Genomic DNA, 20,287 nt, shown 5'->3' with positions numbered 1-20,287 from the left:
CCCGACCCGCCGACCAGTGGCGGACAAGGAGAAGCCCATGACCCCCACCGCCCCGTCCACCGCCTCCGGAGCCCAGGCCGGCCCGGACCGCGACCACCCGGCCGCCGTCGTCCTGGAGGGCGTGCACAAGCGGTACGGCGAGACCCGTGCCGTCGACGGGGTGTCACTCACCGTGCCGTGCGGCGAGTTCTTCGGACTGCTCGGCCCCAACGGGGCCGGCAAGACCACGCTCGTGGAGATCATGGAGGGCCAGCGCAAGGCCGACTCCGGGACCGTGACCGTCTTCGGCAGCAGCCCCTGGCCGCGCAACGCCGCGCTGCTGCCCCGGATCGGCGTACAGACCCAGAGCTCGGCGTTCTTCGTGAGGCTCACCGCCCGCGAGCACCTGCGCACGGTGGCGGCGCTGTACCGGACGGACGACGCGGCGGCCGAACGCGCCCTGGCCTCCGTGGGCCTCACCGAACACGGCGACACCCGGGTCGGCGACCTCTCCGGGGGCCGGCGCCAGCGGCTCGCCATCGCCTCCGCGCTGGTCCACGAACCGGAACTGATCTTCCTCGACGAGCCGACCGCCGCCCTCGACCCGCAGGCCCGGAGGGATCTGTGGCAGGTGCTGCGCGAGCTCAAGGGGGCGGGCCGCACCATCATCTACACCACCCACCACCTGGACGAGGCCGAGGCGCTCTGCGACCGCGTCGCCATCATCGTGGACGGTTCCGTCGCCGCGCTGGACAGCCCGGCCCGGCTCATCGCCGGCTCCAGCCCCACCACCCGGCTGCTGATCCCGCCGGGCCGCCTGGACGCGGAGACGGCGCGCGGGATCGACGGCGTCGACCGGGTCACGGAGGAACCCGAGGCACTCGTCCTGGAGACCCTCGAATCGGGCCGGGTGCTGTCCGCGATCGACCGGCTCATCGGCCTCCAGGGCGTACAGACCCGCACGGCGAGCCTTGAGGACGTCTACCTGAAGCTCACGGGCGAGAACCGGCCCTGACCTGACGCCCAGCCCCCCGCCACCCCGTTCCCAGCGATACGGAGACCCCGATGAGCGCATACGCCGCGCTGACCACGGCCGGATACCGGGCCTGCACACGCGACAAGACCACCCTCTTCTTCACGTTCGCCTTCCCGCTCGTCTTCCTGGTGGTCTTCGGCCTGATCTTCCACGGCCAGACGGTCGAGGAGAGCGGCAGGCCGTACATCAACTACATCGCCCCCGGGGTGCTGTCCTGGGGCATCGGGAACGCGGCCGTCTTCAGCGTCGGCTTCACGCTCATGCAGTGGCGGCGCGACGACGTCCTGCGGCTCATCCGGATGACCCCGACCCCGCTCTCCGCCGTCCTCGCCTCCCGCTACGTCCTGGCGACCGGCATCGGTGCCGTGCAGGCCGTGCTCTTCGTCTCGGTCTCCCTGCTGCCGGTGTTCGGCCTCCAGCCGGCCGCCCGCTGGCCGCTCGTCCTGCCGGTGCTGGTCATCGGCATCACGGCCTTCCTCGCGATCGGGGTCATCGTCGGCAGCAGCGCCGGCACCCCGGAGGCGGTCGCCGCCGTGGCCAACTGCCTGATGGTTCCGATGGCGTTCCTGTCCGGCTCGTTCTTCCCGCTGGACTCCATGCCGGCCTGGATGCAGAACCTGTCGTACGTCCTGCCGCTGCGCTACCTCAACGACGGGATCTCCGGAGCACTCACCGGCGACGGCACCACCGGCCACATCGCGCTCTCCTGCGGAGTGCTGGCCGGATTCGCCGTCGTCCTGTGCGTGGTCGCGGCGCGGACCTTCCGCTGGAGCAACAAGTCATGAACACAGCCACCGCGACCACCACCGTGACCACCGCACCGGCCACCGCGCGCCCGCTGCCCGGACAGAGCCCGCTGGAGTCGGCCCGCGCCGCACTCCAGCACGGGCTGTCCGCCCGGCACCCCGGGCCCGGAACGCTCCCCGCCCCACTCGTCGTCCCGCTGGGGGCCGCCGACACCCTCGGGCACGGACTCCCCGACCCGTACGCGGACAGCCGCCCGGCCGCCAACGTCCAGCTCACCTCACGGGCCGTCCTCATCGGCCCCTGGGGCGGCGACGCCAACGCCACCGCCTGCGGGCAGTGCCTCGCCATGCGCTGGCAGCGGCTGCGCAGCCGCTCGGAGCGCGAGGCGCTGGAACTCGGCCGCGCACCGCACGGCGCCGCGCACTGGCCGGTACTCACGGAGTACGCCGTGGACGCGGCCTGGGCCGTCTACCGCGCGGTCCTGGGCGGCGGCCACGACACCCCGGAGGCGGCCGCCGCCGACCGGGCGCTGCCCAGGGTCACCCGGATCGATCTGGTGACCCTGGCCACCGCCACCTTCCCGCTGCTGCCCGAACCCCTGTGCCCGCACTGCGTCCACGAGGTCCCGGACACGGCGGACGCGGCCCGGATGACGCTGGGCCCGGCGCCCAAACCGGACCCGGACGGCTACCGGCTGCGCTCCCTCGGCTCCTACGCGCTGCCCACGGCCGCGCTCGCCAACCCGGTGTGCGGCGCCCTCGGAGCCGACACCTGGATCAACCCGACGTCCACCACCACCGCCCCGGTCGCCGGTACGCACTTCGTACGCGGCTACGCCGGTCTCAACGACGTGACGTGGAGCGGCCAGGCCAACAGCTATGCCACCAGCCGCGTCCTCGCGCACCTGGAGGGCCTGGAACGGTACGCGGGCACCACCCGCCGACGCGGCACCTCACCGGTGCTCGACAGCTGGAACAACCTCGCGGACCGGGCCCTGAACCCCGCCGACTGCGGCTTCTACGACCCGCGGACCTACGCGGACGACCCGATGGTCTCCCCGTTCGACCCGGACCGGCCCATCCCGTGGGTGTGGGCGCACTCCCTGCGCGGCGACCGCCCCGTCCTCGTACCCGCCAGGCTGGCCCATTACAGCGCCGGTGTGGAGGCCGACAACTTCGTCTTCGAATGCTCCAACGGGTGCGCCACCGGCGGCAGTCTGCACGAGGCGATCCTGTTCGGGCTGCTCGAACTCGTCGAGCGGGACGCCTTCCTCCTCGCCTGGTACGGCCGCACCCCGCTGACCGCGATCGACCTCGACAGCTGCCGCTCCGCCGCCGTCCGCAGCATGATCGACCGGGCCGGGCTCCAGGGGTACGACGTCCACGCCTTCGATACCCGGATGGACCTGGACATCCCCGTCGTCACGGCGCTCGCCGTGCGCCGGGACGGCGGCCCGGGAACGCTCTCGTTCGCCGCCGCGGCCGGATTCGACCCGGAGGGAGCCGTCGAGTCGGCCCTGTCCGAAGTGCTCACGTACATCCCGCACCTGCCCTACCAGGTGACCGAGCGCATCGGTGAACTCACCGCCATGGCCGACGACTTCACTCTGGTTCGGCAGCTGAAGGACCACGCCCAGCTGTACGGGCTGCCCGCCATGTCCGCCCATGCCCGTGAGTACCTGGAGCCCGCAGGCGTACGGACCCTGGACGAGACCTTCGCCGACTGGCAGGTGCGGCGGCCGCGCACCGGGGACCTGCTGGACGATCTGCACCTGCTGCGGGACGGGCTCGTCGCCGCCGGGCACGATGTCATCGCCGTCGACCAGACCACCCCGGAGCAGCGCCGGATGGGGCTGCACACCGTCGCCACGATCGTGCCGGGCCTGCTGCCGCTCGACTTCGGCTGGACGCGGCAGCGGGCGCTGCTGATGCCCCGGCTGCGGACCGCGCTGCGGGCGGCCGGCCGGCGCACGGACGAACTTCCGGAGGCCGCGGTCAAGCGCGTGCCGCACCCGTTCCCGTGACGCCTGCCGCGACTTCCCCCGTGACATCTCCCATGACATCGGCAGCCCCCTCGCACAAGGTTCGCGAGGGGGCTGCCGTGTGTGCCGGCCGGGCGTGGATCAGGCGCAGCAGGAGGTGGTGCTGGTGGTGCTGGAACAGGTCGACGTCGAGGAGCAGGACGTGGAGCCCGCGAGCACGACCTCCGCGTCGTCCGAGTAGTCCGAGATCTCGAAGGTCTCCGACTCCAGCTCCAGGATCTCGCTGGCGAGGGTGGCGAGCTCGGTCTTGGGGGCCATGGTGTTCTCCTCGGGTTCATGGGGGTGGACCGGCTTCTCCGGCACCGTTCCCGTGCGCTGCTGGCATTCCAGCCCCGGCCGCTGTCGGATCGGCCGCGGTTTCGCTGTCACCCCGCTGGCACCCGGTGACAGCGGAACGCCGGACTCGTGCCGCACGGGCGGCGCAGGCTCGGTACCGAGACCTACCGAGCGGAAGAGGCGAGCCCCTGTGCCAGCCCGTGTGAAGGAGATCCCCGCCCCGCCCCGGCCCCCGGCCGTGTCCCGTGAGGTGCTGCGCCCCGCGCTGGAGTTCTGTCTCGACGTACACGCCAACCCCGAGCTCTCCGGGGCCGAGCGGCACACCGCGGACCGGTTCGCGGCCCGGCTGGCGGCGAGCGGCTGCACGGTCACCCGGGGGGTCGGCGGCGGCCACGGTCTCGTCGGCGTGCTGCGCAACGGAGAGGGGCCCACGGTGATGATCCGGGCCGAGCTCGACGCCCTCCCGGTGACCGAGCGGACCGGCCTGGCCTACGCGAGCACCGTGCCCGGTGTGATGCACGCCTGCGGCCACGACCTCCATCTCGCGGCGGCCGGCGGTGCGGTGGCCGAGCTGGCCCGTACGCGCTCCGAGTGGCGCGGCACCGTGCTGGTGGTGGGCCAGCCGGCGGAGGAGACCCTCCTCGGTGCGCGGGCGATGCTGGCGGACGGGCTGTACGAACGGTTCGGCACCCCGGACGCCGTCCTCGCCCAGCACACCTCGCCCGCCCCGGCCGGCACCCTGGCGCACGCGGCGGACTTCCGCACCCCGCTGCTGGCGGCCAGTACGGCGCTGGACGTCACGCTGTACGGCAGGGGCGGTCACGCGGGGACCCCGCACCTCGCCGTCGATCCGGTGCTGCTGGCGGCCGCCACCGTCACGCGGCTCCAGTCCGTGGTGTCCCGGGAGACGTCCCCGGCTGAGCACGCGGTGCTGACGGTCGGCTCCCTGCATGCGGGTGAGCGCGGCAACGTGATCCCGGACACCGCCGAACTGGCGCTCTGTATAAGGGCGTTGTCGGGTCAGGTGGTGGACCGGATGGCGGCGGCCGCGGAGCGGATCGTGCGGGCGGAGTGCGCCGCGTCGGGCTGTGTGCGGGAACCCGATCTGGCGGTCACCTCGCGGTCGCCCGCGCTGTCGCCGGACGCCGCCGCCACGGCCGTCGTGCGCGGGGCGCACGAGGACCTCTTCGGGCCGGTCCGGGTCCTGGACTGCGGGCCCCTCACGGCCACGGAGGACTTCGCGTGGTTCGGGGAACAGGGGGTGGCGACGGTGTACTGGATGCTCGGGGTCACCGGGGCCGGGCCGTGGCGTGCGGCCAGAGCCGGCGGACCGCCCGTACCGGCCAACCACGCACCGGAGTTCGCCCCCGACCTCAGTACCGCGCTGCCGGCCGGGATCGCGGCGATGGCGTCGGCCGCCCGGCGGATCCTGGACGGCGAGGGGGGCGCCCGGTGATGGGCGGGGCCGGGCGGGAGCACGGCCACGGCACGGACCGTACGGACCCGGTCCGCGGCCATGTCCCGGAAGACGCACCCGCCCATGCCGACCTGGTGGCCGTGCGCGTCGACCGCACCGCACCGGCCGGCGGCACCACCGTCCTGCGCCTGCTGAGCCTGCTGCCGCCGCACTGGGACTGCGCGCCGCGGTCCGTCACGTCGGACCGGATCGTGCTGCGGATCGCGCCGGGGCCGTCGGCGGACCGGGGCGAGGTCCGCCGCGCGGTACGCGGAGCCCTGGCCGACCGGGCACTGGCGGGCTGGACGGTGGGGGAGCCGGGGGAAGGGGGGCTGGGCGGAGGAGGGCCGGGCGAACGGTCCGGGGGAGTGTCATACCCACCCGCGCTCCCGCGCCAGCAGCGCCGCCTGGGCCCGGCTCGACGCGCCGAGCATCTGTATCAGCTCGGCGACATGACGCCGGTACGTCCGTACCGAGACGCCCAGCTCACGGGCGCCCGCCTCGTCCTTTCCCACGGTGCACATCGATACGAGCACCCGCCGCTCGGCTCCGGACAGCGCCGTGTCCGCCGGGTCGCCGCCCTCGTCATCGGCGTGTGCGAGGTCCACGCACTGGTCCCAGATCTTCTCGAAGAGGGCGACGATGTTGGAGACCAGGCCGGTGCGCTGGGCGAGCAGTACGCCGCGCAGGGGGTCGCGCGGGTCCAGCGGGACGAGGGCGGTCCGGCGGTCGTACACGAGCAGCCGTTCCGTGGTGTCGGACGTGACCCGGATCGCGGCGCCGTGCGCGGCCAGCTCCCGCAGATGGGCGGCGGTCGGCGGATCCTCCAGCGCGGCCCGCGCGACGACGGAGCGGATGCGTACGCCGCGGCGCAGACATCGCAGGTCCATGGGGCGGGAGCGGGCGATGCTCTCGGGGGAGAGCCTGGTGTGCGGTTCCACGGAGAGGATCTCGTCCCGGGCGAAGAAGGCGAGGTCGTCGATCCGGTCACGTATCCGGTCGACCCCCTCCAGCTGTTCGATCCCCGCAGGGGCCGGTCTTCGGCCGCTCTGCTCCGCGCGTAGACCGTCAATGAGGTGGCGTGATCGGGTGACCTGCTGCAGCTCCTGGTGGAGGATGTTCAGCCGCAGATCGACCAGCCGGGTCAGCGCGATATCCGGATTCGTCGGAAAGATCCCCGGATCGTGACTGCCGTCGCGGCTCTCGGGGTGGAGCAGTCCGAGCTCCCGTAACCGGGCGACGCAGGCGTGTAAGGTCCGCGCGTCGAGGTGCAGCAGCAGGTGCAGGCCGTCGGTGCCGGCGCCGGGGTTGCGCAGGAAGTGCCGGTAGACATCTTCCTCGGCCTCGGAAACCCCGAGTACGTACATCTCGTTCTTGCCCACGTATACCCCCACTGCCTGGTCCCTGGTCCATGTGCAGCCGACATTTCGGGTATTGCCGTTGATCGAGAGCGTGTCCACGAGGGCCGTCCGCCCTGCTCGGGCAACGGCTCACGGGGTCGGTAGCGTACCCGCTGCCACACGCGCCGCGGCAGTGTCCATGCCCGTCCACGAGTGGCGTAATCCCGCCGTACGGCCCCGCCCGTCCCCGGTCGTGGAAGCGGCTGTCCGGCCGGAGCCGTAGGCTGGACAGCACCCCGGCCCGCCCGTGGGGTGCTGTCCGGATCAGTCCGGAGACCGCCCCTCACACGTGTCGGGCCCTTCGCGTTGCCCCTGGCAGCAGCCGGCTGCCGGACCCTCGACCTCGTTACCCCGGACGGAAGCCCTTCATGAGCCTGCACGGTCTGCTGGATGTCGTCGTACGTGACCCGGCGCTGTCCGAAGCGGTGAAGGCCGCCGGGGACGGCCACCGGATGCACATCGACCTGGTGGGACCGCCTGCCGCCAGGCCTTTCGCGGTGGCGGCGCTGGCCAAGGACGCCGGGCGGACCGTGCTCGCCGTCACCGCGACCGGACGCGAGGCCGAGGACCTCGCGGCGGCGCTGCGCACGCTGCTGCCGCCGGACACGGTCGCGGAGTACCCGTCCTGGGAGACGCTGCCGCACGAGCGGCTCTCGCCCCGCTCCGACACCGTGGGCCGCCGCCTCGCCGTGCTGCGGCGCCTGGCGCACCCCCGGCAGGACGACCCGGAGACCGGGCCGGTCTCCGTCGTCGTCGCACCGGTGCGCTCCGTGCTCCAGCCGCAGGTCAAGGGGCTCGGTGACCTGGAGCCCGTGGCGCTGCGGATCGGCCAGAGCGCCGACCTGGGGGAGACGGTCGAGGCGCTCGCGGCCGCCGCGTACTCGCGGGTGGAGCTGGTCGAGAAGCGCGGCGAGTTCGCGGTGCGCGGCGGCATCCTGGACGTCTTCCCGCCGACCGAGGAACACCCCCTTCGGGTGGAGTTCTGGGGCGACGACGTCGAGGAGATCCGGTACTTCAAGATCGCCGACCAGCGGTCCCTGGAGATCGCCGAGCACGGACTGTGGGCGCCGCCCTGCCGTGAGCTGCTGCTGACCGACCAGGTCCGCGAGCGGGCGGCCGCGCTCGCGGAACGCCACCCCGAGCTGGGCGAACTCCTCGACAAGATCGCCGAGGGCATCGCGGTGGAGGGCATGGAGTCGCTCGCCCCGGTCCTCGTCGACGACATGGAACTGCTGATCGACGTGTTGCCCGAGGGCTCGATGGCCGTGGTCTGCGACCCCGAGCGGGTCCGCACCAGGGCCGCGGACCTGGTCGCCACCAGCCAGGAGTTCCTCCAGGCGTCGTGGGCGGCCACCGCGGGCGGCGGCGAGGCCCCGATCGACGTCGGCGCGGCCTCGCTGCGCGGCATCGCTGACGTCCGCGACCGGGCTCGCGAGCTGGAGATGATGTGGTGGTCGATCTCCCCGTTCGCCGCCGACGACGAGGTGGACGAGGACACCCTCAAGCTACGGATGCACGCCCCGGAGTCGTACCGGGGCGACACCGCCCGCGCGCTCGCGGACACCAAGGGCTGGCTGTCCCACGGCTGGCGCACGGTGTACGTCACCGAGGGCCAGGGCCTCGCCTCCCGTACCGTCGAGGTGCTGGGCGGCGAGGGCATCCCGGCCCGTCTCGATCCGGACCTGGGCGAGATCTCGCCGGCCCTGGTCCACGTCTCCTGCGGGGCCATCGACTACGGCTTCGTCGACCCCGAGCTCAAGCTCGCCGTCCTGACCGAGACCGACCTGACCGGCCAGCGCACCGCCATCAAGGACCTGGGCCGGATGCCGGCCCGCCGCCGCAAGAGCATCGACCCGCTGACACTGGAGACCGGCGACTACATCGTCCACGAGCAGCACGGCGTGGGCCGCTACATCGAGATGGTGCAGCGCACGGTGCAGGGCGCCACCCGCGAGTACCTCCTCGTCGAGTACGCCCCCGCCAAGCGCGGCCAGCCCGGTGACCGGCTCTACATCCCGACCGACCAGCTGGAGCAGGTCACCAAGTACGTCGGCGGCGAGGCGCCCACCCTGCACCGGCTCGGCGGCGCCGACTGGACCAAGACGAAGGCCCGCGCCAAGAAGGCCGTCAAGGAGATCGCCGGCGACCTGATCAAGCTGTACGCGGCCAGGATGGCGGCCCCCGGCCACGTCTTCGGCCCGGACACCCCCTGGCAGCGCGAACTGGAGGACGCCTTCCCGCACGCGGAGACGCCCGACCAGCTCTCCACCATCGCCGAGGTCAAGGAGGACATGGAGAAGTCCGTGCCCATGGACCGGCTGATCTGCGGTGACGTCGGCTACGGCAAGACGGAGATCGCGGTGCGCGCGGCCTTCAAGGCGGTCCAGGACGGCAAGCAGGTCGCCGTCCTCGTCCCCACTACCCTCCTGGTCCAGCAGCACTTCGGCACGTTCACCGAGCGGTACTCCCAGTTCCCCGTCAACGTACGGGCGCTGAGCCGCTTCCAGTCGGAGACCGAGTCCAAGGCGACGCTCGAAGGGCTGCGCGAGGGCTCCGTCGACCTGGTCATCGGCACCCACCGGCTCTTCTCCTCCGAGACGAAGTTCAAGGACCTCGGCCTGGTCATCGTCGACGAGGAACAGCGCTTCGGCGTCGAGCACAAGGAGCAGCTGAAGAAGCTCCGCGCCAACGTGGACGTCCTCACCATGTCCGCGACGCCCATCCCCCGTACGCTCGAAATGGCGGTCACCGGCATCCGCGAGATGTCGACGATCACCACCCCGCCCGAGGAGCGCCACCCCGTCCTCACCTTCGTCGGCCCGTACGAGGAGAAGCAGATCGGCGCGGCCATCCGCCGCGAACTGCTCCGCGAGGGGCAGGCGTTCTACATCCACAACCGCGTCGAGTCGATCGACCGCGCCGCCGCCCGGCTGCGCGAGATCGTCCCGGAGGCCCGCATCGCGACGGCCCACGGCCAGATGTCCGAACAGGCCCTGGAACAGGTGGTGGTGGACTTCTGGGAGAAGAAGTTCGACGTGCTGGTCTCCACCACGATCGTCGAGTCCGGCATCGACATCTCCAACGCCAACACCCTGATCGTGGAGCGCGGCGACAACTTCGGCCTCTCCCAGCTCCACCAGCTGCGCGGCCGCGTCGGCCGTGGCCGCGACCGGGGCTACGCCTACTTCCTCTACCCGCCGGAGAAGCCGCTCACCGAGACGGCCCACGAGCGACTGGCCACGATCGCCCAGCACACCGAGATGGGCGCGGGCATGTACGTGGCCATGAAGGACCTGGAGATCCGAGGCGCCGGAAACCTGCTGGGCGGCGAGCAGTCCGGCCACATCGCGGGCGTCGGCTTCGACCTGTACATCCGCATGGTCGGTGAGGCGGTCGCCGGCTACCGGTCCGCGCTGGAGGGCGGCGCGGAGGAGGAGGAAGCGCCGCCGGAGGTCAAGATCGAGCTCCCGGTCGACGCGCACATCCCGCACGACTACGCCCCCGGCGAGCGGCTCCGCCTCCAGGCCTACCGCTCGATCGCCTCCGCCACCTCTGAGGACGACATCCGGGCGGTCCGCGAGGAGCTGACCGACCGCTACGGCAAGCTCCCGGAGCCGGTCGAGAACCTCCTCCTGGTGGCCGGCCTGCGCATGCTGGCCCGCGCCTGCGCCGTCAGCGACATCGTGCTCCAGGGCCAGAACATCCGCTTCGCCCCGGTGGAGCTGCGCGAGTCGCAGGAGCTGCGCCTGAAGCGCCTCCACCCCAAGACGATCATCAAGCCGGCCCTCCACCAGATCCTGGTCCCGCGCCCGACGGCCGGCCGGATCGGCGGCAAGCCGGTGGTGGGCCGCGAACTCCTGGCGTGGACGGGGGAGTTCCTGACGACGATCCTGGGGTCGTGAGGGGTCGGACTGCGGGGCCGGAGCCCGCCTCCTCACGGGCGGGCTGCGGGGCCGCACCCCGCCGGGACTCCTCAGGTGCGCCAGGCGGCCAGCAGATCCGCAGGAGTGAGCATCAGGTCCGCTCGTACACCCTCCTCCGCACCCGCCGGGCACACGGCCAGCAGCGGGGCCGCAGAGGCGCCCGGTACGGCGGACCGGGCCTCGGCCAGCTTGGAGAGCTCACGCTCGCCGAAGGGCTTGGTCTCGCGCCACTTGACCGAGCCGAGGAGGAGCACGCGCTTTCCCGAGGCGGCGGGGACGACGACGTCGTACTCCCGGCTGTTGTCGCGGTTCCACCAGCTTCCGACCGGCCCGCCGTCCTCCAGCCCCGGCAGCCCGGGGCTCAGCCGGTACACCGCCTCCTGGACGAGCGGTTCGATGGCGCGGCCCCGCCAGCTCGGCCAGCCCCGGTCGAAGGCGGTACGGGCGATGTCCGCCCGGCCGCGGGCGATGTGGGCCTGCTGTTCCTCGATGAAGCGGAACCAGAAGCGCAGGTACGGGTCGCAGATGCGGTAGCGCCGGAGCTTGCTGTTGGCGGGCGCCCCCACGGGCACGTCCACGCTGACCACCCTCTTGTCGGCGAGCACTTTTATGGCCCTGGTGACCGCCGTGTGCGCGCTCACCCCCTCCTCCGGGATCCTTCCGGTGACCTGTGTGAAGGTGCTGAGCCCGACCTCGGTGCCGCCGATCGCGGACAGGACGCGCCGGGCCTGCTGGGCGTCGGGGAATTCCGCGTCGAGGGAACGCTGTCCCATGACCGACAGGTCACTGTTCTCGTCGCTCAGCTGTTCGTGCACGAACGCCCGGGTGTCGCGCGCGCGTGCGCGGTCCAGCACGAGGCGCGGATAGCCGCCGGTGATGAGTGCGGTATCGAAAGCGGCCAGCGCATGACCGCCGTCCCTGCTGTCTCCGCCGTCCCCGAGTGCCTCGGCGCATTCGGCCGGGTCGAAGGGCGCCACGGTGACGCTCCTGGCCCGGCCGTAGAGCGGCCTGTCGTGCTCGGTCAGCCGTTCCATCATCGTGACGTCGGAGCCGATCAGCACAAAGAGGACGGGAGTGTGCTCCAGATGCCGGTCCCAGGCGTTCTGGAGCTGCCCCTCCAGGGCCGGATCCGCTGCGGCTGCCCAGGGGAACTCGTCGATGACGACGACCGAAGGGGTGTCGCGGCAGGCGACGGCGATCCGGCCCAGAGCGTCCCGCCAGTCGGTGGGAGGAGCGGAGAAGAGCGAACCGGCGTCGGTGAGCGGAGTGGTCGACGTGTGCAGTTCGGCGGTGAATGTCCGCAGCTGTTGGGCCGCTGTCGCGTTCTTCACGGCGGAGAAGTAGAGGTAGGGCAGCCCCGACTGCTCGACGAAGCGGGTGAGGAGCCGGGATTTCCCCACCTGCCGACGCCCGCGTACGGCGAGCAGCTGCCCGGTTCCGGTTTCGCGGATGCGCAGCATGCGCTGCTCCAGCTCGCTGAGCGTGCGTCGGCGGCCGTAGAAACTCATGGGTCTGCCTCTCTGCGTTGCTAAACATACATGGGTGAATCATACGTAGATGACTGTTGAGGGATCCAGTTGTGAGAGTTGACTCTCACGAATTGTGAGAGGATGCTCTCACGTCATGGACTTCAGTAACCCCCTGGGCGATGTCGAGATCACCGATCCGCAGGCGATGCGGGCGCTGGCGCACCCGGTGCGGCTGGCGATCCTCGACCACCTGCACCGGAACGGGCCGGCGACCGCGACCGAGCTGGCACCGGACGTGGGCGCCACGCCCTCGGTGACCAGCTGGCACCTGCGCCATCTGGCGGCCTTCGGGCTGGTCCGGGACAGCGCCCCCGGACCGGACCGCCGCAGCCGGCGCTGGGAGGCGGTGGCGCGCGGGTTCCGGTTCGAGGAATCGCAGGACCCGGCGGACGACGAGGGCCGATCCGCCGCCCGGGAGCTCTCACGGCAGATGTTCCTGCGCTACGCGGATGCCCCGGTCCGCTGGTCGGCCGAGGTCGAGCCCGGACTCGATCCCGTATGGCGCAGGGCCGCCGGGCTCGCCAACACCCGGATCAGGGTCTCCGTAGAGGAACTCGCCGCCATCCAGGACGGGATCGAGCGCGTCCTCGCGCCGTACGTCACCCGCGAGCCGACCGACCGGCCCGACGACGCCCGTGATGTCGTACTGATGCGCTACGCCCTGCCGGAGGGCGACGGGGAACCGGAAGCGGGCCCGGCGGAGCGGACGCCGTGAGCGGCGCGGACGGGACACCCGTCATATCACCGTCGCCACCGTCGTCGCTCTGGCGGGACCGTCGGTTCTCCCTCTTCTGGGCCGGGAACACGGTCTCGCAGTTCGGTGACCGGATCACCGAACTGGCGCTGCCCCTGATCGCCGTCGGCGCGCTGAACGCCTCGGCCAACCAGGTGGCCTGGCTGACCGCGCTCATCTGGACCCCCAACCTGCTCGCGATACTTCTGGGCGCCTGGGTCGACCAACAGCCCCGAAAGCGCCGCCTGATGATCCTCGCGGACCTCCTGCGCGCGGCGGTCCTGCTGAGCCTGCCGGCCGCCTACGTGCTCGGCGCGGTGACGCTCGCGCACCTGTACGCCGTGGCGGTGCTGGCGGGCGCGGCGGGGGTGCTGTTCAACACCTCCTATCCGCCGTTCTTCGTACGTCTGGTCCCGCGCTCCTCCTACGTGGACGCGAACAGCAAGCTCAGCACGAGCCGTTCGGCGTCCTACGTCGTCGGCCCCGCGATCGGCGGCGCTCTGGTCCAGGCGCTCACCGCACCCGTGGCCATCGTGGTGGACGCGCTGACCTTCCTGGCCTCGGCGGTGCTGATCGGCAGGATCCCGGACGACGAAGCGCCGCCGGCCGCCAAGGACGAGGATGCGCCCTCCCTGGCGCGGCGCGCCGGGGAAGGCCTGGCGTTCGTCGTGCGTCACCCGGTGCTGCGGGCCTCGCTCGGCTGCGCGGCCACCGTCAACTTCTTCACGTTCGTGGCGGGCAGTGGCCTGCTCGTGCTGTTCGCCAGCCGGAGTCTGGACCTCTCGGCGGGCACGATCGGCCTCGCACTGGGAGTGGGGGCGACCGGCGCCCTGCTCGGCGCGGTGTGCGCCCCCGCGATCTCACGGCGACTGGGCGTGGGGCGCAGCATCGTCGCGGGCGCCGTCCTCTTCCCGGCGCCGATCGCCATCGCGGCGGCGGCGGACGGCCCCGTCTGGCTCCGCGCGGGCGCCCTGGCCGGGGCGGAGTTCCTCTCCGGATTCGGCGTCATGCTGTTCGACATCAACCTCAACTCCCTCCAGGCCTCGGTGATCCCCGACCGGATGCGCAGCCGCGTCGCGGGGGCGTACAGCACGATCAACTACGGCGTCCGCCCGCTCGGTGCCGTCGCGGGCGGCCTGCTCGCCACCGTGGTCGGCCTGAGGCCGACCCTGCTCGTCGCCGCCGTCGGCGGAGCCCTGTCGGTGCTCTGGCTACTGCCTTCCCCGATACCGGGCATCCGCTCGCTGGGGCCGGACACCGCTGCGAGAGCGGTCGGTGACGGGGACGGGGAGGACGAGAGCCGGCCGGTGGCCCGCTGATCCGGCGGTCACGAGGGCGCGGACTCGGACGCGTTCGAGGTCGTGAAGACCAGCCACACGGTCTTGCCTACGACGTGATCATCGACCCCGAAGTCATCGGCGAGCTCGCGTACGAGGTGTAACCCGCGTCCGGAGCAGGCGTATTCGCCCGGCTGCTGAACCACCGGTCGGCCGGGCCCGCTGTCGCGGACCTCCAAGCGCACCAGATCCTCGGTCCGGTGGATGTCGACGCTGAACTCGCGGCCGGGTGGTGCCCCGTGCAGCAACGCATTGGTGGCGAGCTCCGACACGCACAGCTTTATGTCTTCGACCAGGGAGTGGAGCCCCCACGTGAGGAGGGCATCGGTGACGAAGTCGCGTGAGGCACCAACAGAGGTGCGCCTGCGGGGGAAACGTCGTTGCTGAGACAGGGACACGGTGGTTCACCGCCTTGCTCGCGGAACGTAGTGTGATGGTGACTGTATTGCTATTCGCGAAAAGCGGCAAGGTGGGACTGCTGGAGGGAACGCCTGAGTCGCCTACCGTGTGATGCGGCAGGCTGGTGCAGGTCTTGATGTTGGCTGCGAAGGAGAAACGACATGGGCGGCAGTGGATGGACCAGCACGTCGGTGCCCTATCTCGCCGCGTCTCCAGGGGCTCCAGTTGACGCGTGGGCTGCGGAGGCCGCCGCCGAGGGGCGCCGGGGCAGTCAGCGCATCGTCCAGGCGGGTGAGGTGGAGGCGTCGGAAGCAGTCGCGGAGCTGCTGGGACTGCCCGCCGGGCAGCGCGTCGTCGCTCGCCGCAGGATCATGTATCTCGACGGTGAGCCGTGCGAGTTGACGGATACGTACTATCCCCTGGACATCGCGGGCGGGACCGGTCTGGCCGGTACCGCCAAGATCCGGGGCGGGGCGATCAGACTGCTTGCGGATCTGGGGCATGTGGGCGTCAGGGTGCGCGAGGACGTGACCGCGCGGGCGGCGACCGCAGATGAGCGGGAGCACTTGCGGTTGGCGGCAGGGGAACCCGTGCTGCAACTGACCCGGCTCACGCTGGACGACGCGGACCGGCCCATCCAGGTGGACATCATGGCGATGCCGCCGCGACGTCAGAAGCTGCGGTACGAGATCAGGATCGGATGACTGTGCTCAGACCCGAAGCGGATGCCGCCGACCGCCGCTCGTTGCACGAACGGATCGCGGCCGACCTCAGGGACGAGATCATGGGCGGGGATCTCGCTCCTGGCGCCAGCCTGCCGTCCACCGTGCACCTCAAGGAACGGTTCGGCGCCTCGAACGCGACCGTGCAGAAGGCCTTGCGACTGCTCAAGGAGGAACAGCTGGTGATCGGCAGGGCCGGTGCCGCCGTAACGGTCCGCGAGCACCGCCAGCGAACCGTCCGCCCGGCCTCGTACATGGCACCGGTAGGTTCGGGAGAGCCCTACCGCTGGTTGACCGAGGCTGCCGCCACGGGCTCCCGCGCGCACAGCACACTGCTTGAGGTGGCCGAGTGCGAACCTCCGGCGGATGTTGCGGAGGCCCTCCGTCTGCCGGGCTCGGGCACCGCGCTCCTGCGGCGCCAACTCCTCGTGGTCGACGACGAACCGGTCGAGCTCGTGGCGTCGTACTACCCGCTGGAGATCGTCGCCGGTACGGCGATCACGGGGCGCCGGAAGATCCCCGGCGGGACGCCCACCCTGCTCGCGGACCTGGGGTACCCGCCCCGGCTCAGCGTGGACCGGGTCTCGGCGCGGGTGCCCACCCAGGATCAGTACCAGGCGCTGCGGCTGCCCGGCGATCTGCCGGTTCTGCGGACTCTGCGTGTCGTCTACAGCGAGGCCGAACGGCCCATTGAGGCGACCGTCATGGTGAAGGCCGGTCATCTTTACGAGTTGCAGTACGAGTTCCCGCCCGAGTGAGCGGGGGCGGGGGGCTGTGCCACGGCCCCGTCACCCGGCGCGTCCCGGTCCCGCCGACGGGACCGGGACGCGGCAACGGGCCCTGTCAGAGCCTGCTCAGGTCCAGCGCCCCGGCCATCGCGTGGTAGCCCGCGTCGTTCGGGTGCAGGTGGTCGCCCGAGTCGTAGGCGGGGGCGATCCTGGTCCGGTCCGCGGGGTCGGCCGTGGCGTGGTCGAGGTCGGCCACCGCGTCGTACTCGCCGGAGGTGCGGATCCAGTGGTTGACGGCTACGCGCTTCGCCTCGTTGGCGGGGCTGTCGTAGGCCGAGCCCCCGATGGGGGTGAGGGTCGCGCCGATCGCCCTGATGCCCTTGGCGTGGGCCTGGCGGATCAGTGAGCGGTGTCCGGCGATCAGCTGGGCGACGGAGACCTCGGGACTGGGGGTGCCCACGGCGCCCGTGCTGCCGGCGCCGATGTCGTTGATGCCCTCCAGCACGATGACCGTGCCGACGCCGGGTTCACCGAGCACGTCCTTGCGGAAGCGGGCCACCGCCTTCTCCCCGGCCCAGTCCGTGTCCTGGGTGACCTGGTTGCCGGCGATCCCCTGGTTGACGACGCTGCGCGGCCTGCCGGTGGCCGCGAAGCGCTCGGCCAGTTCGTCGGGGTAGCGGTTGTCCGCGTCCAGGGTGGACCCGACTCCGTCGGTGATGGAGTCACCGAAGGCCACCACCCCGTTGCCGCCCGCCGTCCGGCCGCCGCTGACCTCGACGCCGGTCAGGTAGTACGAGGAGTCGCTGGTCTCCGTGAACGCCGTGCCCGCGCGGTCGGAGCGGTGGTCGCCCTGCGCCCGGTAGCTCGTGGACGAGGAGATCAGATGGAAGGTGGCCGGGCCGGTCGGCTCGGCCAGGTACAGCGTGACGGTCAGTGACTCAAGCGCCTCGGTCCTGAACGGCAGCGCGTCACTGGTGAGTTCGGACCCAGCCGCGATGGTCGCCGAGCGGTGCCCCCCGAAGGACAGCTGCCGGAGTGAACCCGCCCTGACCGAGGCCCCGTTGTCCGTACGGCCCACGGTCGCGCCGGTGATCCGCAGCGGGGTGCCGCCGTAGCGGTTGGACAGTTCGACGCGGGCCCGGGTCCCGCCGGTGCTGACCCGTACCACTTGACGTACCGTCTGGTCCGCGAAGCCCTGCTGCGACCAGTTCGGCGCGAAGGGCGCGGCCGGGGCCTGCGGCGAGGTCGCCCAGCCGCCCTGCCAGTGGTCGTGGTCCCGCTGTGAAGCGGTGCCGTGGGGCCCGGCCGTCGCGGCGTGTGCCGGTCCGGTGAGGGCTTCCCCGCCGGCGACCGGCAGGAGCGTCAGCGCGGCCGCGGTCAGCATCGTGACAGCCGTGCGCCGTGTTCTGTGCATGGTTCTCATGGTTCCCCACCCTGTCGTCTTCCGAAGTCCATGTCGTCGATCACGTGCGCACGACACGGTCAAGCGTTGACAGGCTTCGGGCTATTCCCGTGGGGTGGGGCTCAGTTGGTCCCGTCCGCCTCGAACGTCAGAGCGGTGAGCGCCCGGAACACATCCTCGGGGTCCCGTTCCCCCACCGCGCCGCCCAGGTTGCCGCTCAGCAGCAGCGTGGCGAAGCCGTGGGCCAGGGACCAGGCGGCCGTGCCCGCGAGCCGGGGGTCCTCGCCGCGGCGGACGGCGGGGAGTCCGCTGACCCCGGCCCGCAGTTCCGTCGAGGCCCGGTCCTTCGCCGCCACCAGCTCCGGGTCGTCCGGGCGGCAGAGCTCCGGTTGGAACATCACCTGGAAGTGCGCCGGGTGCTCGGTGGCGAACCGCACATACCGCACGCCGCGCTCCCGCAGGTCCGGGGCGTCGGCCAGGGCGTCGGCGAAGAGCTCGTAGCCCTCGGTGGCGATGGCGGTGAGCAGACCCGTGCGGTCCTTGAAGTGGTGGGCGGGGGCGGCGTGGGAGACGCCCGCCCGGCGGGCCAGGTCGCGCAGGCTCAGCGCGCCGGGGCCCTCGGTGCGGATGACGTCGAGCGCGGCGGTGAGGACGGCCCGCCGCAGATCGCCGTGGTGGTAGGTGCGGGTGCTCGTCATGGCAGCAGGTTACGCGGAATCTAGGCATTGACAAGTTGGCGGGGGAGGGGCAGCCTATGGGATCTAGTCACTGGCAAGATTCGTGGGAACGGGGAAGGCGGAGACATGTCCGAGGAATTGGGGCGCACGCGGCAGATGTGGCACCTCCTGGAGCCCCTGCACGCTGTTCTCTACTACGCGCCGGAGGCCTTCGAGGAGGCCGCCGCGCTCGGCTACCGGACCGATGAGCGCTGGCCGAGCTACTTCGCCTGGCGGGCGGCCCCGCTCGGGGACGCGAGCGCCGTCCGGGTCGCCGGGGTCTTCCACAGCTTCAGCCCGGCCATGGTGGACGAGCACGTGCCCGCCGCCTGGTCCGTCGCGTCGTCCGCCGCCGTCCTCGCGGCCCGCACCAGGGCCGTGGACCGCACGTACCGGACGCTGCTGGGGGAGGCGTGCACCGCCCCGGACACGGCAGAGGCCGCCGCGCTGCTGCGCCGCGTCACCGATGCGGCCGACACGGCGGACCGCCCGCTCGCCGCCGCCAACGCCGCACTGCCCTGGCCGGACGAACCCCACCTCGCGCTCTGGCGGGCGGCGACCGTCCTGCGCGAGCACCGCGGCGACGGCCACCTCACGGCGCTCGCGCACGCGGAGCTCGACCCGGTCGAGTCGCTGGTCTCCTTCGCGGCCGTCGGCGCGGCGCCGCCCGAGGTGTTCGCGAGCCGGGGGTGGAGCGGGGAGGAGTGGCAGGCGGCCGGTCAGCGGCTGCTCAAGCGCGGACTGTTGACGCAGGACGGTACGGCGACGGAGGCGGGCCGGGCGCTGCGCGCCGAGGTCGAGCGGCGTACGGACGAGGCGGCCGCCGCCCCGTGGCGGGAGCTCGGGAGTCAGGAGCGGGAGCGGCTCGTGGAGTTGCTCGGACCCTTGTGGGTGGCGGCGCTCCAGTCCGGGATGCTGCCGTCCGAGACGACGCTGGGCATCGGAAAGGTGTGATTCGGGCCGCATCCGGGGTGAACGGCGGTCATGAACACGTCGTGACGGGGAAGACGTCCGTAGAATTCCCGAGTTGGTTCGGCTTTCTCCCCGTCAGGACGGCTTCGAGTGATATCTCCCCGCGCATACCGAGTGATGGTGCCCGCCCTCGGCATGGCCGCTGTGCTGGCCCTGACGGGCTGCGACCCCGAGAAGATCGCCTCCGGTGCCGAGTCGCCGGGCACCGGCTCGAACGGTGGCGGCGGGCCGGTCACCGGCTTCGGCGCCAGGCCGCTCGACAACGCCGACGGCACGAAGGCAGGCCTGGCGCCCCTCACCTCCGACAAGGACCGGGCGGCGGCCCGGAAGGTCATCGAGAAGGTGGCCACCAAGGGGCGCGGCCCGAAGACCGGATACGAGCGGGACAAGTTCGGGTACGCCTGGAAGGACTCCGTCGACGGCGTACCGCTCTCCCACAACGGCTGCGACACCCGCAACGACCTGCTGGCCAGGGACGGAAAGAAGGTCGAGCTCCGGTCGGGTTCGAAGTGCGTGGTCGCCTCCATGACCCTCAAGGACCCGTACACCGGCAAGACCATCGAGTGGCGCAAGCAGCAGGCCACCAAGGTCCAGATCGACCACGTCATGCCGCTGTCGTACGACTGGCAGATGGGCGCCGCCCACTGGAACGAGGCCAAGCGGCAGCAGATCGCCAACGACCCGCTCAACCTCATCCCGGTGGACGGGCCGGCCAACAACGCCAAGCGTGATTCGGGTCCGGCGTCCTGGCTGCCGCCGTACAAGCCGGTCCGGTGCTCGTACGCGCTTCGGTTCGCCCAGGTCTCGCTGAAGTACCGGCTGCCGGTCACCACGGCCGACAAGAAGGTCATGCTGGAGCTGTGCGGCGGCTGACGGTCCCCGTCGCCGTCC

General features: G+C 71.9%; 17 protein-coding genes. 11 read left to right on the top strand and 6 right to left on the bottom strand.

Annotated features, from left to right (window positions below):
• Positions 1-37: 37 nt before the first annotated feature.
• The 3 genes from ACZ601_RS26820 to ACZ601_RS26810 are packed head-to-tail and all read left to right on the top strand — an operon-like array spanning position 38 to position 3,785.
• Entirely contained in the window at positions 38-994 is a 957-nt protein-coding gene (locus ACZ601_RS26820) for an ABC transporter ATP-binding protein (protein ID WP_440579051.1), read from the top strand.
• A gap of 50 nt (positions 995-1,044) precedes the next feature.
• Positions 1,045-1,800 carry an ABC transporter permease gene (locus ACZ601_RS26815; RefSeq protein WP_440579049.1) on the top strand — a complete coding sequence of 252 codons (756 nt, stop codon included), beginning with the start codon at positions 1,045-1,047 and terminating at the stop codon, positions 1,798-1,800.
• On the top strand, positions 1,797-3,785 hold the full coding sequence (locus tag ACZ601_RS26810) for a TOMM precursor leader peptide-binding protein (protein ID WP_469542469.1): 1,989 nt from the start codon (positions 1,797-1,799) through the stop codon (positions 3,783-3,785). The genes ACZ601_RS26815 and ACZ601_RS26810 overlap by 4 nt, the downstream gene beginning before the upstream one ends.
• Before the next feature lie 99 nt (positions 3,786-3,884).
• Here the strand turns inward: ACZ601_RS26810 and ACZ601_RS26805 are convergent, their stop codons facing one another.
• A complete protein-coding gene (locus ACZ601_RS26805) occupies positions 3,885-4,061 on the bottom strand; it encodes a thiazolylpeptide-type bacteriocin (RefSeq protein ID WP_390089589.1) in 177 nt (58 codons plus the stop codon).
• 208 nt (positions 4,062-4,269) lie between these two features.
• Here ACZ601_RS26805 and ACZ601_RS26800 point away from each other — a divergent pair, with 208 nt between their 5' ends.
• Positions 4,270-5,535 (top strand): amidohydrolase, encoded by a 1,266-nt coding sequence (locus tag ACZ601_RS26800; RefSeq protein ID WP_469542466.1) that lies wholly within the window; start codon positions 4,270-4,272, stop codon positions 5,533-5,535.
• Between the two features lie 371 nt (positions 5,536-5,906).
• On the opposite strand, the gene ACZ601_RS26795 is transcribed toward ACZ601_RS26800, so the two are convergent.
• Entirely contained in the window at positions 5,907-6,917 is a 1,011-nt protein-coding gene (locus ACZ601_RS26795) for a helix-turn-helix transcriptional regulator (protein WP_469542685.1), read from the bottom strand.
• 386 nt (positions 6,918-7,303) lie between these two features.
• Here ACZ601_RS26795 and mfd point away from each other — a divergent pair, with 386 nt between their 5' ends.
• The gene (gene mfd / locus ACZ601_RS26790) at positions 7,304-10,837 is read left to right on the top strand and encodes a transcription-repair coupling factor (protein WP_469542463.1); all 3,534 of its coding nucleotides are present in this window, start codon (positions 7,304-7,306) and stop codon (positions 10,835-10,837) included.
• Positions 10,838-10,908: 71 nt separating this feature from the next.
• Here mfd and ACZ601_RS26785 read toward each other — a convergent pair whose 3' ends face one another.
• Positions 10,909-12,366 carry an ATP-binding protein gene (locus tag ACZ601_RS26785; protein WP_469542460.1) on the bottom strand — a complete coding sequence of 486 codons (1,458 nt, stop codon included), beginning with the start codon at positions 12,364-12,366 and terminating at the stop codon, positions 10,909-10,911.
• 115 nt (positions 12,367-12,481) lie between these two features.
• Between ACZ601_RS26785 and ACZ601_RS26780 the strand changes: the two genes are divergently transcribed.
• Positions 12,482-13,102, top strand: a complete 621-nt coding sequence (locus tag ACZ601_RS26780; RefSeq protein ID WP_469542458.1) for an ArsR/SmtB family transcription factor — start codon at positions 12,482-12,484, stop codon at positions 13,100-13,102.
• Positions 13,099-14,439 carry an MFS transporter gene (locus ACZ601_RS26775; RefSeq protein ID WP_469542455.1) on the top strand — a complete coding sequence of 447 codons (1,341 nt, stop codon included), beginning with the start codon at positions 13,099-13,101 and terminating at the stop codon, positions 14,437-14,439. Before ACZ601_RS26780 ends, ACZ601_RS26775 begins: the two co-directional genes overlap by 4 nt.
• A gap of 8 nt (positions 14,440-14,447) precedes the next feature.
• Here ACZ601_RS26775 and ACZ601_RS26770 read toward each other — a convergent pair whose 3' ends face one another.
• On the bottom strand, positions 14,448-14,855 hold the full coding sequence (locus ACZ601_RS26770; RefSeq protein ID WP_469542452.1) for an ATP-binding protein: 408 nt from the start codon (positions 14,853-14,855) through the stop codon (positions 14,448-14,450).
• A gap of 162 nt (positions 14,856-15,017) precedes the next feature.
• Between ACZ601_RS26770 and ACZ601_RS26765 the strand changes: the two genes are divergently transcribed.
• The gene (locus ACZ601_RS26765) at positions 15,018-15,560 is read left to right on the top strand and encodes a GntR family transcriptional regulator (RefSeq protein ID WP_469542449.1); all 543 of its coding nucleotides are present in this window, start codon (positions 15,018-15,020) and stop codon (positions 15,558-15,560) included.
• A complete protein-coding gene (locus tag ACZ601_RS26760) occupies positions 15,557-16,336 on the top strand; it encodes a GntR family transcriptional regulator (protein WP_469542446.1) in 780 nt (259 codons plus the stop codon). The genes ACZ601_RS26765 and ACZ601_RS26760 overlap by 4 nt, the downstream gene beginning before the upstream one ends.
• 85 nt (positions 16,337-16,421) lie before the next feature.
• Here ACZ601_RS26760 and ACZ601_RS26755 read toward each other — a convergent pair whose 3' ends face one another.
• Entirely contained in the window at positions 16,422-17,729 is a 1,308-nt protein-coding gene (locus ACZ601_RS26755; RefSeq protein ID WP_469542444.1) for an SGNH/GDSL hydrolase family protein, read from the bottom strand.
• A 101-nt stretch (positions 17,730-17,830) separates the two neighbouring features.
• Positions 17,831-18,406, bottom strand: coding sequence for a TetR/AcrR family transcriptional regulator (locus tag ACZ601_RS26750; protein ID WP_469542441.1), 576 nt, complete (start codon positions 18,404-18,406; stop codon positions 17,831-17,833).
• A gap of 105 nt (positions 18,407-18,511) precedes the next feature.
• Here ACZ601_RS26750 and ACZ601_RS26745 point away from each other — a divergent pair, with 105 nt between their 5' ends.
• Positions 18,512-19,378 (top strand): SCO6745 family protein, encoded by an 867-nt coding sequence (locus tag ACZ601_RS26745; RefSeq protein ID WP_469542439.1) that lies wholly within the window; start codon positions 18,512-18,514, stop codon positions 19,376-19,378.
• A gap of 135 nt (positions 19,379-19,513) precedes the next feature.
• Positions 19,514-20,269, top strand: coding sequence for an HNH endonuclease family protein (locus ACZ601_RS26740; protein ID WP_440575447.1), 756 nt, complete (start codon positions 19,514-19,516; stop codon positions 20,267-20,269).
• Positions 20,270-20,287 lie beyond the last annotated feature (18 nt).

The organism is Streptomyces sp. NPDC104307, assembly GCF_055584045.1.
The sequence above is the reverse complement of the archived record's forward strand: the minus strand, read 5'-3'. Positions and strand labels throughout refer to the sequence as shown.